Source organism: Allobosea sp. TWI1241 (genome assembly GCF_039673065.1).
Lineage (GTDB): Bacteria > Pseudomonadota > Alphaproteobacteria > Rhizobiales > Beijerinckiaceae > Allobosea.
In genome coordinates, this window is record NZ_JBDJKW010000011.1 from 69,480 (window position 1) to 83,299 (window position 13,820).

Here is a 13,820-nt window from a genome sequence, read left to right on the forward strand (position 1 = left end):
GCCGTTCGTCGCATGAGCGGTGCGTGCGCCGTCAGATGATGCGGGCGCGCAGCACCGAGGTGACCAGTTCGGTGACCACGACGACGGCGAAGATCACCACCAGCACCAGCCCGACCTGGTCCCAGTAGAGATTGTCCATCGCCGCCTGCAGCGCGACGCCGAGGCCGCCGGCGCCGACGAGGCCGAGCACCGCGCTCTCGCGCACATTGATGTCCCAGCGGAACAGGCTGACGGCCAGGAAGGCCGGCTTGACCTGCGGCCAGAAGCCCTTGAGCAGCACGGCGCGGCGCGGGGCGCCGGCGGCGCGCAGCGCCTCGATCGGGCCGGGCTTGGCCTCCTCGATCGCTTCGGCGAGGAACTTGCCGGTGAAGCCGATCGAGTGCACCGCCACCGCCATGACGCCGGCCAGCGCGCCGGGGCCGAACACCGCCACGAAGAGCAGCGCCCAGACCAGGGTGTGGACCGAGCGGGTCGCGACCAGGATGAAGCGGCCGAGCGTGTTGACCCAGATCGAGGTCGAGACGTTGCGGGCGCACATCAGCGCGACCGGCGTCGCCAGCGCGATGGCCAGGATGGTGCCGAGCGTCGCGGTGTGCAGCGTCTCGACCAGCGCCGCGCTGACGGCCTTCTGGAAGTAGCCCCAGTCGATCGGCCACATGCGGGCGAACAGGTCGGCCGTCTGCTGGGGCGCGTCATAGAGGAATTCCGGGATGACCTCGACGGTCTGGACCGACCAGGCGAGAGCGACCGCGGCGATGCCCCAGAAGGCGAGGCGCATGGCCCGCTCCGTGGCGGTGTAGCGGTGCCAGACCGTGCCGGAAGCGTCGCGCCGCACTTCGCCCGAGGGTGCCTCGTCCTGGTAGATGCGCCGCATGAAGGCGGAGAGCACCTCGCCGGCCATGACCGCCAGGATGATGGCGATGATGATGGTCAGCACGAAGTCGTAGTCGAAGCGCTGGAAGGCGGTGAACAGGGTCGCGCCGATGCCGCCGCCACCGACAATGCCGACCAGCGCGGAATTGCGCAGGTTGGAATCGAGCTGGTAGGCGGCGAAGCCGATGAAGCGCGGCAGCACCTGCGGCACCACGCCCATGATCACCACCGACATGAAGGGCGAGCCGGCGGCGCGCAGCGCCTCGATCGGCTTCATCGACATTTCCTCGACCGCCTCGGCGATCAGCTTGGCGATGAAGCCCAGCGTCGCGACGATCAGGGCGAGCACGCCGGCGAGCGCGCCGAAGCCGACGGCCTTGACGAAGAGAATGGCGACGATGACCGGGTGGAAGGTGCGGAACAGCGCGATGAGCCCGCGCGCCACCACCGTGACCGGCATCGGCATCATGTTGCGCGCGGCGCACAGGCCGAGCGGCAGGGCGAGCAGCACGCCGGCGAAGGTCGAGATGATCGCGATCTGCAGCGACTCGACCATGCCCTGGACGAGCAGCTCCATCTTGTCGCCGGCCGTGTTGGGCGGCAGCATCCGGCCGATGAAGCGGGCGCCGTTGTCCAGGCCCTGGACGAAGCGCTCCCAGCGGATGTCGACGATCTGGGCCGCATAGGCGACATAGGCGAGGAACAGGACCGCGCCGATGCGCAGCGGCCAGTTCACCGGGAAGGCGCGGGCGCGCAGGCTCCCGGCGGGGAGGGCGGACGGCGTGCTCATTCCATCCAGCCTTCGCCGCCATAGATCTCGGCGAGATGCGAATCCTGCAGGCCCTCGGGCGGGCCGTCATAGACGATCAGCCCCTTCGACATGCCGATGATCCGCTTTGAGAAGCGGCGGGCGAGGGCGACGTTGTGGATGTTGACCAGGACCGGGATGCCGCGCTCGCGGCCGACCTCTGCCAGCAGCTCCATGATCTCGACCGAGGTCTTGGGGTCGAGCGAGGATGTCGGCTCGTCGGCGAGGACGAGGTCCGGCTCCTGCATCACCGCGCGGGCGATGCCCACGCGCTGGCGCTGGCCGCCGGAGAGCTGGTCGGCGCGGCGGGTGGCGAACTCGCCCAGCCCGACGAGGTCGAGCAGGGCGAAGGCGCGCGCGATGTCGGCTTCGGAGAAGCGGCGGGTCCAGGCCCGCCAGACCGGGACGTAGCCCAGCCGCCCGCAGAGCACGTTCTCGATCACGGTGAGCCGCTCGACGAGATTGTACTCCTGGAAGACCATGCCGAGCCGCCGGCGGGCCTGGCGCAGCGCGTCGCCCTGCAGCTTCGCCAGGTCGGTGCCGTCCAGCATGATCGCGCCGGAGGTCGGATCGACCAGGCGGTTGATGCAGCGGATCAGCGTCGACTTGCCGGTGCCGGAGGGGCCGATGATGGCGACGATCCCGGGCTGGTCGACCGTGATCGAGATGTCGCGCAGCACGGGCTGTCCGGGCCGGTATTCCTTGACGAGATTGCGGATGACCAGCGTCCGGCAGGTGCCGGACGCATCGCTTGGCAGGGCGCTCATGGGCTTGGCTTGGTCTTCTTCTTGGGGGATCAGGGCTTGGCCGGAGCCTGCTGCTGCTGGCGCTTCTTGGCGGCGGCGTCCGCCTCGCGCTTCGCTTCGGCGTCGTAGGCCGCCTTGTTGTAGGGCGTGCCCGACTTCTCGGCCACGTCACGCACGATCGCCCAGTCCTTCTGGTAGGTGATCGGCAGGAAGCGGTCGTCGCCGTTGAACTCCTTCGTCATCTCCGGGGTGAAGCGGAAGGAGAAGAAGCAGTCCTGCAGCTTCTTGGCGAGCTCGGGCTTGAGGTCGTGGGCGTAGGCGAAGGAGGAGGTCGGGAACACCGCGCTGCGATAGATCTCGCGGGTGTCCTCCTTCTTGATCGTGCCGCGCACGATCATGCGTTCATAGACGTCGCCGGCGACGGCGGCCATGTCGTAGTCGCCGGAGACGACGCCGAGCAGCGACTTGTCGTGACCGCCCGACATCAGCGGCTTGTAGTCCTTGTCGGCCTCGAGCCCGTGTTCGGGGAAGAGCACGCGCGGCGCGAGATTGCCGGAGTTCGACGAGGGCGAGGTGTGGGCGACCTTCTTGCCCTTGAGGTCGGCCAGCGTCTTGTAGGGGCTGGACGCCTTGACCACCGCGACGAGGTTGTAGCCGCGCACGCCCGCGGCCGAGCCCTTGGCGGCGAAGGGGATCGCGCCTGCGAGGTTCACGGCGAAGCCGGTCGGCCCGGTCGAGAAACCGGCGAAATGCAGACGGCCCGAGCGCATGGCCTCGATCTCGGCCGAGTTGGACTGGACCGGATAGTAGACGATGCGCTTGCCGGTGCAGGTGGCGAGATGGTCGGTCAGCGGCTTGAAGACGTTGGCGTAGACCGCCGGGTCCTCGACCGGGGTGTAGGCCCAGACCAGCGCGGACGGGTCCTTCCACTTGGCCGGGTCGGTCGGCGCGTCGGCGACGAGGTCGTTGTTGGCGTCGCAGTAGAGCGTGTCGAGCTGGCCGCGATTGGGGCAGGCGTCCTGGGCCTGGGCGGGCGCCGTCGCCACGGCGAGCATGAGCGGGGCGGCAGCGGTGGCGGCAAGGCGGGCAAGTCGCAGATCGAGCAAGGCGTCTCTCTCCTCTCGGCGGCCCCGCTCCGATGCGGCGAGGGCCCTTTGGTGACATGAAACCGTCACAAAGCACTCATGCACGCGGGGTGCTTAGTCGGCAAGCCACATCAGGGACTTGTCCGGAAGAAGCAGCGTGGCCGCTTCGCCGAGGCCGTAGAGCTCGTTTCCCGAGCGAAACGGCAGGTCGACCGCCACCTCGGAGCCGCCGACCGCGACACCGTAGCGCACGCTCGCGCCGAGGAATTCGCGGTGCCTGACCGTGCAGGGCAGGCGGGCGATGCCGGGGCCGGCCGCGGCGTCGGGCGGGGCGAGATCGGCGTGCTGCGGGCGGAAGACCAGGCGCGCGCCGGACGGCACGCTCTGGCCGGCCGGCACCTCCAGCGCCGTGCCGCCTTCCAGCGTGAAGCGGCGGCTGCCGCCGCTCTCCGCCAGCGCGCCGGAGAGGATGTTGGCGGTGCCGAGGAAGTTGGCGACGAAGAGGTTGGCCGGGCGCTCGTAGAGCTCCATCGGGGTGCCGACCTGCTGGACGGTGCCGTCGTTCATCACCGCGATGCGGTCGCAGATGCTGTTGGCCTCCTCCTGGTCGTGGGTGACGAAGATGGTGGTCAGGCCGAGCCGCTGCTGCAGGTCGCGCAGTTCGCGGCGCACCTGCACGCGCATCTTGGCGTCGAGATTTGAGAGCGGCTCGTCGAGGAGCAGCACCTTGGGCTCGACCGCGACGGTGCGGGCGACCGCGACGCGCTGCTGCTGCCCGCCCGAGAGCTGCGAGGGGCGCCGCTCGCCGAGATGGGCCAGCCCGACCAGCGCCAGCGCCGCCTCGACGCGCCGCTCGATCTCGGCGCGCTTCACGCCGCGCTCCTCCAGGCCGAAGGCGACGTTGCGGCGTACCGTCATGTGCGGCCACAGCGCATAGGACTGGAACACCATGCCGACATCGCGCTTCCAGGGCGGCAGCGCCGTGATGTCGGCGCCGCCGATGGTGACGCGGCCGGTATCGGCCTGGTTGAAGCCGGCGATCAGCCGCAGCAGCGTGGTCTTGCCGCAACCGGACGGGCCGAGGAAGGCGAAGAACTCGCCGGGTTCGATCGCCAGGTTGACGTCCTTGAGGACGTGGTTGTCGCCATAGGACAGGTTGACGCCCTCGATCGCCACCGAGACGGCGGGCGTGGTCGGCAGGCTGTCGGCGGGAGCGGTGCTCGGCATGGTCATAGGCCACGGGCCTTCTGGCTGCGTTCGATGACGAGATGGGAGAGGAAGGTGCAGAGCGCGACCAGCACCACGGCGACGACGCCCAGCGCCGCGCCGGGCCCGCGCCCGGCCGCCGACTGCATGAAGACGTAGAGCCCGTAGGCCAGCGGCGCGTCGGAGTTGGACTGCACCAGCATCAGAGTGGCCGAGAGCTCGACGGCCGCGGTCGCGAAGGAGGTGACGAAGCCGGCGAGGATGCCGCCGGTCATCAGCGGCACCACCACGCGCCGGACGGTGCGGGCCTTGGTGGCGCCGAGGTTCTCCGCCGCCTCCTCCAGCGAGACGGAGATCTGCTGGAGCGCGGCATAGCAGGCGCGCAGCGCATAGGGCAGGCGCCTGATCGCCAGCGCCAGCACGATGGTCACCCAGAGCGCGGCGAGCGGCGTGCCGTCCGGCAGCGTGATGCCGTAGAAGGTGCGCAGATAGCCGATGCCGAGCACTACGCCCGGGATGGCGAGCGCGGCCGAGGCCATCCAGTCCAGCCATTCGCGCCCGATCAGCTTGGTGCGCAGGACGAGATAGGCGATGGCGACGCCGAGCACGACGTCGATGGCGCCGGCCAGCGAGGCGTAGATCAGCGTGTTCTTGATGTAGAGCGAACTCTCGCCGAAGACGCGGCTGTAATGGGCCAGCGTGTAGGCATCCGGCAGCGGCGAGAACGACCAGATCGTCGCGAAGGAGAGCAGCAGCAGGCCGAGATGCGGCGCCAGCACCAGCGCCAGGATCAGGAAGACCACGCCATAGCCGAGGATCGCCTCGTGCGGGCGCATCGCGCGCCGGGCGAGGCCACCGCCGCCGCGCTGCGTGGTGGCGTAGTCGCGGCCCTTCAGCGCCAGCGCCGAGAACCACATCGCCAGCACGGAGGCGACGATCAGCACCACGGAGATGACATAGCCCATCGGATCGGTGATGCCGATCGAGGTGACGCGCAGATAGGCCTGCGGCGCCAGCATGTCCTTGACGTTGAGCAGCAGCGGCGTGGCGAGGTCGTCGAAGACCTTGACGAAGACCAGCGAGGCGCCGGCGAGATAGCCCGGCATGGCGAGCGGGAAGACGATGCGGCGGAACAGGCGGAAGCCCGAGGAACCGAGATTCTGCGCCGCCTCCTCCATGGCCCGGTCGATATTGCGCAGCGCCGCCGAGAGATTGATCAGGATGAAGGGGAAGTAGTGCACGGTCTGGACGAAGATGACGCCGTTCAGCCCCTCCATGAAGTCGAGCTTGAAGCCGAACCAGTCGTCCAGCAGCAGGTTCACCGTGCCGTTGCGGCCGAAGAAGAGCTGCATCGCCACCGCGCCGACGAAGGGCGGCATGATCAGCGGCAGGAAGCCGAGCGTCTGGACGATCACCGCGCCGCGGAAGGCGAAGCGCGTGGTCAGATAGGCCAGCGGCAGGGCGAAGACCGAGGCCCAGACCACCGACATGGACGAGACGTAGAAGGAGTTCCACAGCGAGCGCATGAACAGCTCGGTGCGGGCGAAGTCGTAGAAGTTCACCAGGGTGAAGGTCGAGGTGCCCTTCTCGGTGAAGGCGACATAGATGACGGTCGCCACCGGCAGCACCAGGAAGGCCAGCAGGAAGGCTGCGATCGCCAGCGCGAGCGCGATCTGGCCGGACGTCGCGGAGGCGAGGCGGGCGCGGCGCGGGGGAGTGGAGACGGCGGTCATCGGCTCTCGTTTCGCGAGGTCATGTCGGTCGGGCTCTCGCGCCACGGCCGGGCCGGGACCGGCCCGTCACCGTCTCCCTTCCGGGAGGCGCATCGGGGCCGGTGCGGCCCGCCGTGCGGGCGGGCATGACGGGATCGCGCCGGCTCAGCGGGCCGCCTTCAGCGCCTCCTCGGCCTTGGCCTTGGCCTTGGCGTAGTTGTCGCGGGCGAAGCTCGCCCATTGCGCTTCGACCTCGGCCTGGCGGGCGCCCTTCTGCTTGCCGCCGGTGAAGGCGCCGCGCAGTTCGGCGCTGGCGGCCTGCTCCTCGCTGACCGGCATGGCGGCGATCAGGTCGCGGGCCTCGCCGGCGAACGCACGGGCCTTCTCGTTCGGCTTCTTAGCAAGCGCGGCATCGACGGCGTGCAGCGTCTTGGTGACGTCCTTGAGCGCGTCGAGCTGGAAGGAGATCAACTGGTCGAACAGCGTGTCGACCACCGCGGTGCGGACCTCCGACTTGTCGACGTCGAAGCCGATCATCTTCTGGAAGCGCGGATCGGTGAAGGGGTTGGGATAGTCCTCGCCGGCCTTGGCGTAGACCGCCGGGTTGACCGGCAGGCGGCGGATGCCGGGCTGCAGCAGCACCTCCTGGCCTGAGGTGGAGAGCAGGAACTCGACGAAGGCCTCGGCACCGGCCTGGTTCGGCGCGCTGGCGACGATGCCAACATTGGCCGGCACGACGGTGGTCACCGTCGGATAGACGAACTTCACCGGGAAGCCGGAGGCCTGCGCCGAGAAGGCGAAGAAATCGATGACGATGCCGACGCCGACCTGCCCGGAATTCACCGCCTCCGGCACGCCGAAGGAGCGCTCGGTGATCGAGCGGAAATTGCCGGACATGTCCTTGATGGTGCGCCAGCCCTTCTCCCAGCCCTCGCCCTGCAGGATCGTCTCGATCGTCAAATGCGTGGTGCCGGAGCGGGCGGGCGAGGCGATCGAGACATGGTCGAAGAAGGCCGGCTCGGCGAGGTCCTGCCAGTCCTTGGGCTCGGGCAGCTTGTTGGCCTTGGCGTAGCGCTCGTTCCACATGATGCCGTAGCCGGAGGCCGCGAAGCCGGAATAGAAGCCGGCCGGGTCGTTGATCGGGTAGGAGCCGATCTTGTCCGGGATGCCGGTCGCCTTCGGCTTGTACTGCACCAGCAGCTTCTTGCCTTTCAGCACCTCGAAAGCGTCGGGCGCCGAGGCCCAGAACAGGTCGACCTGGTTGTTGGCCTTGGTCTCCTCGAGATATTTCACGCCGGCATTGGTGTTGCGGTTCTGGACCTCGAGCGTCACGCCCGGCACCGCCGTCTCGAAGGCCTTCTTGATCGGGTCGGTCACGTCCTTGGAGAAGGAGGTCACCACCGTGACCTTGCCGGAGGGCGCCTGCGCCCAGACGGCGGGTGCGGCCAGGCCGAGGGCGAGCGCACCGGTCAGCGCGATACGGCGGGTGATCATTTCTTCTTCCTCCCTTGATGCCGCCGGCGGCGTCGAGGCCGCCGGCGATCGATCCGTGATGCCGCTTCGCTGCGGCCATTGGCGTGAGGCTGTCACAAAACCGGCCGGGCTGTCATCCTGGATTCGCCCCCCTTGCGCGGAGGCGTCCCTAAACGCGAACGGGCGGCCGATTGGCCGCCCGTCCTGGCGTCGTTCATGCGGGATGGCGCTAGAAGGCGACCTTGTCGGCGCCCTTGAGCTGGAGCGTCTCGCGCGCCTCGGCCGGTGTCGCGATCTCCAGTCCCAGCCCCTCGACGATCTGGCGGGCGGCGCGCACCTGCGCGGCGTTCGATTCGGCGAGCTTGCCCGGCCCGAGCCAGAGCGAATCCTCAAGGCCGACGCGGAGATTGCCGCCCATCGCGACCGCCATGGCGGCGATCGGGAGCTGGTGGCGGCCGGCGCCGAGCACCGACCACACATAGTCGTCGCCGAACAGCCGGTCGGCCGTGCGCTTCATATGCGCGACGTCCTCCGGGTGCGGCCCGATGCCGCCGAGCAGGCCGAAGACCGACTGCACGAAGAAGGGCGGCTTCACCAGCCCGCGATCGACGAAATGGGCCAGCGTGTAGAGATGGCCGATATCGTAGCACTCGATCTCGAAGCGCGTGCCGTTCTCGGCGCAGGTCGTCAGAATGTTCTCGATGTCCTTGAAGGTGTTCTTGAAGACGCGGTCGTCCGAACCTTCGAGGTAGGGCCGCTCCCAGTCGTGCTTGAACTCCTTGAAGCGGTTCAGCATCGGGTAAAGGCCGAAGTTCATCGAGCCCATGTTGAGCGAGGCGACCTCGGGCTTGAATTTGGCGCAGGGCTGCAGCCGCTCCTCGACCAGCATGGTCGGTGCGCCGCCGGTGGTGATGTTAACGACCGCGTCGCAGCGCTGCTTGATCACCCGCAGAATCGGCTCGAAGGCTTCCGGCGACTGGTCTGGCTGGCCGGTCTTGGGGTTGCGGGCATGGACGTGCACCAGTGCGGCGCCGGCCTCGGCCGCGCCGATGGCGGCGTCCGAGATCTCCTCCGGCGTCACCGGCAGATGCGGCGACATCGAGGGCGTGTGGATCGCGCCGGTGACGGCGCAGGTGATGATGACTTTGCGGTTCTTGGCCATGGGCTTTGGTCCTGCGGGCACGGTCTGGTTGGCGGGGCGGGTCAGGCGGGCTTGCGCTTGGCTGAGCGCTTATGGGCCTTGAGGGCGGCGAGGCGCTCGTCGCGCCAGACGCTGAGATCGGCGATGCGCCGGGGCTCCTGCGCACCCTTCCATTCGCTCATGATCGTGTCGACCGTCGCCTGGCCGAAGGGATCGCCGGCGCTGCTCTCCTTCGCCATGCGGTCGAGCGAGGCGCCGTAGCGGGTGCAGTAGTCGCGGATCCCGCCCGGCGCGTTGAGCTCGATCGTCTCGAACGGGCCCATGAAGGACCAGCGCAGGCCGAGCCCGTCGCGGATGGTCTTGTCGACATCCTCGGCGCTGGCGACCCCGTCGCCGACGATGCGGAAGGCTTCCGCCAGCAGCACCGCCTGCAGCCGGTTGAGGATGAAGCCGGCCTTCTCCTTGCGCAGCACCACCGGCACCTGGCCGGCCTGCTCGTAGAGCGCCTTGGCGCGGTCGACGACGGCGGCGTCCGTCCAGGGCGAGGGCGCGAGCTCGACGATCGGCACCAGATGTGGCGGGTTGACCGGGTGGCCGACCAGGCAGCGGCCGCGGCCGGCGAGCCCCTCGGTGAAAGCGGAGGCGAGGATGTAGGAGGTCGACGAGGCGAGGATGGCGTCGGGCGGCGCCAGGCGGTCCATCTCGGCGAAGAGCGCCTGCTTGGCCTCGACCGTCTCCGGCCCGTTCTCCTGCACCAGCGCGACGCCGTCGATCGCGTCGGCGAGGTCCTTCGCCACGCGGATGCGGGCGAGCGCGCCGTCGGGATCCTCGACCAGCCCGTGGCCTGCCAGCTCGCGCAGGTTGACGGCGATATGGTCGCGTGCGGCCTGTGCCGCTTCCTGCTTCACATCGTGCAGCGCGACGTCGAAGCCGTGGCTGGCGAAGACGGTGGCCCAGGCGCGGCCGATCAGGCCGGAGCCGACGATGGCGATCTTGGTCATGCGAGAACATCCATGGACAGACGAACGGGAACCACGCCGTCATTCCGGGGCACGCCGCAGGCGTGAGCCCGGAACCCATAACCGCGGGCGGTCGTAGGTGAGGCGCGACAATGGCGGCGGTTCTTCCGGAACCGGCGACGGTCATGGGTTCCGGGCTCTTCGCTGCGCGAAGCCCCGGAATGACTGAGAATGCCGTTCACAGCCACAGCACCTGCCGGCGCAGGGCGAGGTCCTGGCTCAGCGCGCGCGAGGGGCCGATATGGGTGACCTGGCCGCGCTCGAGCACGACGGTGCGGTCGGAAAGCGCCAGCGCGAGGTCGAGATGGTGGTCGACGATCACGATGGCGATCTCCTTGCGCAGCTTGTCGAAGGCCTCGAACAGCTCCTCGACCACCGCTGGCGCCAGCCCCTCGAAGGGCTCGTCCAGCAGGAGCACGCGGGTGTCGCCTGAGAGTGCGCGGGCGACCGCGACCATCTGCTGCTCGCCGCCGGAGAGATAGTCGGCCGGCGAGCTCCAGCGCTCCTTGATGCGCGGGAAGAAGGAGAAGATCTTCTCGTCCTCCCAGTGCACGCCGTTGCCGGTGACGCGACGCAGCCGGCCGAGCTCCATATTGTCCTTGACGCTCATGCCGGCGAACAGGCCGCGCCCCTGCGGGACATAGGCGATGCCGGAGCGGGCGATCTGCGCCGGCGGCAGGCCGGCGATGTCCTGCCCGGCGAGCACGACGCTGCCTGCGGCCGGCGGGGCGATGCCGGTGATGGTCTTGAGCAGCGTCGACTTGCCGGCGCCGTTACGGCCGAGCAGGGCGACGATCTCGTTCTCGTGCACGCCGAAGCTGACATCGCGCAGGATGTGGCTCTTGCCGTAGAAGGTGTCGACCTTGTCGAGCCCGAGCAGGACCTTCTCGCCCGCGGCACTCTCGCGCGGCTTGGCGGCCAGGGCATGGGCGCCGGAGCCGATATAGACCTCCTGCACCTTCGCAGAGGAGCGGGCGTCCTCCACCGTGCCGTCGACCAGCACCGAGCCCTCGTTCATCACGGTGACATGGTCGGCGATGGCGAAGACGCGGTCGATATCGTGCTCGACCAGCAGCACGGGCAGGTCGGTCGAGATCGACTTGATCAGGTTGCCGACGCGCTCGCGCTCCGCCGCGGCAAGCCCGGCCAGCGGCTCGTCGAGCAGCAGCACGCGCGGGCTGGTGGCGAGCGCCAGCGACATGTCGAGCAGGCGCTGGCCGCCATAGCTCAGCGAGCCGGCCTCCGCCTGCTCGATGCCGGACAGGCCCATGGTCGAGATGACCTGGCCGGCCTCGTCGTTGATCCGCGCCACCGCTCCGGCCGGCCGCCAGACACCGAAGCGCTCTGGCGCCCGGGCCTGGACGGCGAGGCGGACGTTCTCGGCGACCGACAGCGTCGGGAACAGGTTGGTGATCTGGAAGGCGCGGCCGATGCCGGCCTGGGTGATCTGCTCCGGCGGCAATCCCGCGATGTCGCGCTCGCGCAGCCTGACCTGGCCCCGGTCGGGCGAAAACAGGCCCGAGATCAGGTTGAAGGCCGTGGTCTTGCCGGCGCCGTTCGGCCCGATCAGCGCGTGCAGGCGCCGGTCGCGCATGGTGATGTCGACGTTCTCGACCGCCTTGATGCCGCCGAAGCTCTTGGCGAGGCCGGTGGCGCTGAGGATGGTGCCGTCGCCGGCGTCGGCCGGCTTCATGAAGGCCGGCAACTCCACCGCGCCGGCCTTGCGGGCCGACATGGCGGCGTCCTCGGCCAGCCGCTTGCGGAACGGCTTGAGCAGGCGCTGGCCGACGCCGACGAGACCGTCCGGCGAAAAGACGATGAAGGCGACGAAGAGCAGGCCGAACCAGAACAGCCAGTTCGGCGTCATGCTCGAGAGATAGTCGCGGAAGACCACGAAGAACAGCGCGCCCAGCGCCGGCCCGAGGAAGGAGCGCATGCCGCCGATCACCACCATGGCGAGCAACTCGCCCGAGAAGGCGACGGAGATCGGCTCGGCAGAGGTCATGCGGTTGTTGAACAGCAGCAGCGTGCCGGCGAGCCCGGTCAGCGTGGCGGAGGCGGTGAAGGCGACGAGCTTGTAGCGGGTGGTGGCGTAGCCGAGGAAACGCGCGCGCTGCTCGTTCTCGCGGATGGCGACCAGCACGGTGCCGACCGGCGAGCGATGGAAGCGCCAGAGCAGGTAGACCACGCCGAAGGCGATGGCCGCGACCAGCCCGTAGAAGGTGCCGCTGCTCTCGAAATCGAGGCCGAGGAAGCGCGGGCGGGTGATACCACCGAGCCCGTCCTCGCCGCCGGTGAAGGAGGTCCAGCGGAAGGCGACGGAGTAGACCATCGCCGCCAGCGCGAGCGTCAGCAGCGAGAAGTAGACGCCGCGCCGGCGCAGGATCAGCGCGCCGAAGGCGAAGGCGATGGCGCCGACTAGCGCGATCGCCAGCAGCACCGGCAGGACGAAATGCTCGGGGAACCAGTGGCGCTGCATCAGGCCCGCTGCATAGGCGGCAATGCCGAACCATGCGCCGTGGCCGAAGGAGACCAGGCCGGTGGTGCCGACCAGGATGTTCAGCCCCATGCAGGCGATGGCGAAGATGACGATCTCGGTCGCCGAGGTCGTGCCTAGCCCGAGCGCGTGCATCAGCGAGGGCAGGGCGGCGAGCCCGACGGCCGCGATGACGAGGGGCAGATAGTCGTGACGGGTCGAGGTCATGTCGGCCTCACTCGAAGCGCTGGATGCGCTCGCCGAACAGGCCGCGCGGACGGAAGAGGAGGACGAGCAGCATCATCAAGTAGATGACGGCGGTCGACCATTGCGTGAAGCCGAGCCCGATGGTGATGCCCTTGACCAGGCCGACCATCAGCGCCGCGACGACGACGCCCCAGAAGGAGCCGAGGCCGCCAATCACCACCACGACGAAGGCTGGCGTGATGATCTCCTGCCCCATGGCGGGGTGGATCGAGTAGATCGGGGCGAGCAGCACGCCGGCGAGGCCCGCAAGCCCGATGCCGATGGCCGCCACGGTCATCATGTAGGGCTGCAGCGAGATGCCGAGCGCGCCGACCATGTCGGGGTTCTGCACACCTGCACGCACGACACGGCCGAAGGCGGTGCGCTGCAGCAGGAACCAGAGCCCGAGAACGCAGGCGGCGGCGATGCCGATCAGCATGGCGCGATAGCGCGAATAGATGAAGTCGCCGATGAAGATCTGGCCGCGCAGCTCGGGCGGGATCGAGAAGGACAGCGGCGGCGCGCCGAAGATCATGCGCAGCGACTGCTCGGCCACCAGCGCCAGGCCGAAGGTCAGAAGCAGCGAGAGAATGGGATCTCGTCGGTAGAAATGCCGGAACAGCCCGCGCTCGATCACCATGCCGATCAGCGCGACCAGCAGCGGCGAGGCGACGATGGCGCCGCCGAAGCCGATATGCGGCGCGAGCACGATCGTGAGATAGGCGCCGATGGCGTAGAAGGCGCCGTGCGCGAGGTTGACGATGCCGCCGAGCGAGAAGATCAGCGACAGGCCGAGGGCGATCAGGAGGTAGTAGACCCCGTCTAGCAGCCCGTTCAGCACCTGCTGGATGAAGAGGGTGAGCAAGGAATGGCCTTCAAGTCTGGAGCGGCGGTCGGGAGCGCGGCGTCGTCATCCCGGGGCTTCGCGGTGCGAAGAACCCGGAGCCCATGAACACGAGCGATCGCGCGGGACAGAAAAAGGTCGCTGCCGAGGCGGACCACGGCCCTGTTCATGGGTTCCGGGACGGGCCTCAG

10 protein-coding genes are annotated in these 13,820 nt (G+C 68.9%); all 10 read right to left on the bottom strand.

Translation table 11 applies throughout. From position 1 onward, the window contains the following. Positions 1 to 31: 31 nt before the first annotated feature. The 10 genes from phnE to ABE438_RS14920 all read right to left on the bottom strand — a co-directional run bounded on the left by phnE (position 32) and on the right by ABE438_RS14920 (position 13,650). The gene (gene phnE, locus ABE438_RS14875) at positions 32 to 1,663 is read right to left on the bottom strand and encodes a phosphonate ABC transporter, permease protein PhnE (protein WP_346503423.1); all 1,632 of its coding nucleotides are present in this window, start codon (positions 1,661 to 1,663) and stop codon (positions 32 to 34) included. Next, positions 1,660 to 2,448: a phosphonate ABC transporter ATP-binding protein gene (gene phnC, locus ABE438_RS14880; protein ID WP_346503424.1), complete on the bottom strand. Its 789-nt coding sequence runs from the start codon at positions 2,446 to 2,448 to the stop codon at positions 1,660 to 1,662. Before phnC ends, phnE begins: the two co-directional genes overlap by 4 nt. A 29-nt stretch (positions 2,449 to 2,477) precedes the next feature. Beyond that, on the bottom strand, positions 2,478 to 3,482 hold the full coding sequence (gene phnD / locus ABE438_RS14885) for a phosphate/phosphite/phosphonate ABC transporter substrate-binding protein (protein WP_346503477.1): 1,005 nt from the start codon (positions 3,480 to 3,482) through the stop codon (positions 2,478 to 2,480). Positions 3,483 to 3,626: 144 nt separating this feature from the next. Further along, the gene (locus ABE438_RS14890) at positions 3,627 to 4,745 is read right to left on the bottom strand and encodes an ABC transporter ATP-binding protein (RefSeq protein ID WP_346503425.1); all 1,119 of its coding nucleotides are present in this window, start codon (positions 4,743 to 4,745) and stop codon (positions 3,627 to 3,629) included. Continuing rightward, entirely contained in the window at positions 4,742 to 6,451 is a 1,710-nt protein-coding gene (locus ABE438_RS14895; RefSeq protein WP_346503426.1) for an ABC transporter permease, read from the bottom strand. The genes ABE438_RS14890 and ABE438_RS14895 overlap by 4 nt, the downstream gene beginning before the upstream one ends. Positions 6,452 to 6,595: 144 nt before the next feature. Beyond that, positions 6,596 to 7,921, bottom strand: a complete 1,326-nt coding sequence (locus tag ABE438_RS14900; RefSeq protein WP_465248624.1) for an ABC transporter substrate-binding protein — start codon at positions 7,919 to 7,921, stop codon at positions 6,596 to 6,598. 211 nt (positions 7,922 to 8,132) lie between these two features. Next, positions 8,133 to 9,065 (bottom strand): 3,5-dioxohexanoate:acetyl-CoA acetone transferase, encoded by a 933-nt coding sequence (gene kce, locus ABE438_RS14905; RefSeq protein ID WP_346503428.1) that lies wholly within the window; start codon positions 9,063 to 9,065, stop codon positions 8,133 to 8,135. 41 nt (positions 9,066 to 9,106) lie between these two features. Further along, complete coding sequence (locus tag ABE438_RS14910; RefSeq protein ID WP_346503429.1) at positions 9,107 to 10,045, bottom strand: 3-hydroxyacyl-CoA dehydrogenase; 939 nt, start codon at positions 10,043 to 10,045, stop codon at positions 9,107 to 9,109. Positions 10,046 to 10,241: 196 nt separating this feature from the next. Beyond that, positions 10,242 to 12,767 carry a branched-chain amino acid ABC transporter ATP-binding protein/permease gene (locus ABE438_RS14915; RefSeq protein ID WP_346503430.1) on the bottom strand — a complete coding sequence of 842 codons (2,526 nt, stop codon included), beginning with the start codon at positions 12,765 to 12,767 and terminating at the stop codon, positions 10,242 to 10,244. A gap of 7 nt (positions 12,768 to 12,774) precedes the next feature. After that, positions 12,775 to 13,650, bottom strand: coding sequence for a branched-chain amino acid ABC transporter permease (locus tag ABE438_RS14920; RefSeq protein WP_346503431.1), 876 nt, complete (start codon positions 13,648 to 13,650; stop codon positions 12,775 to 12,777). Between the last annotated feature and the right edge of the window lie 170 nt (positions 13,651 to 13,820).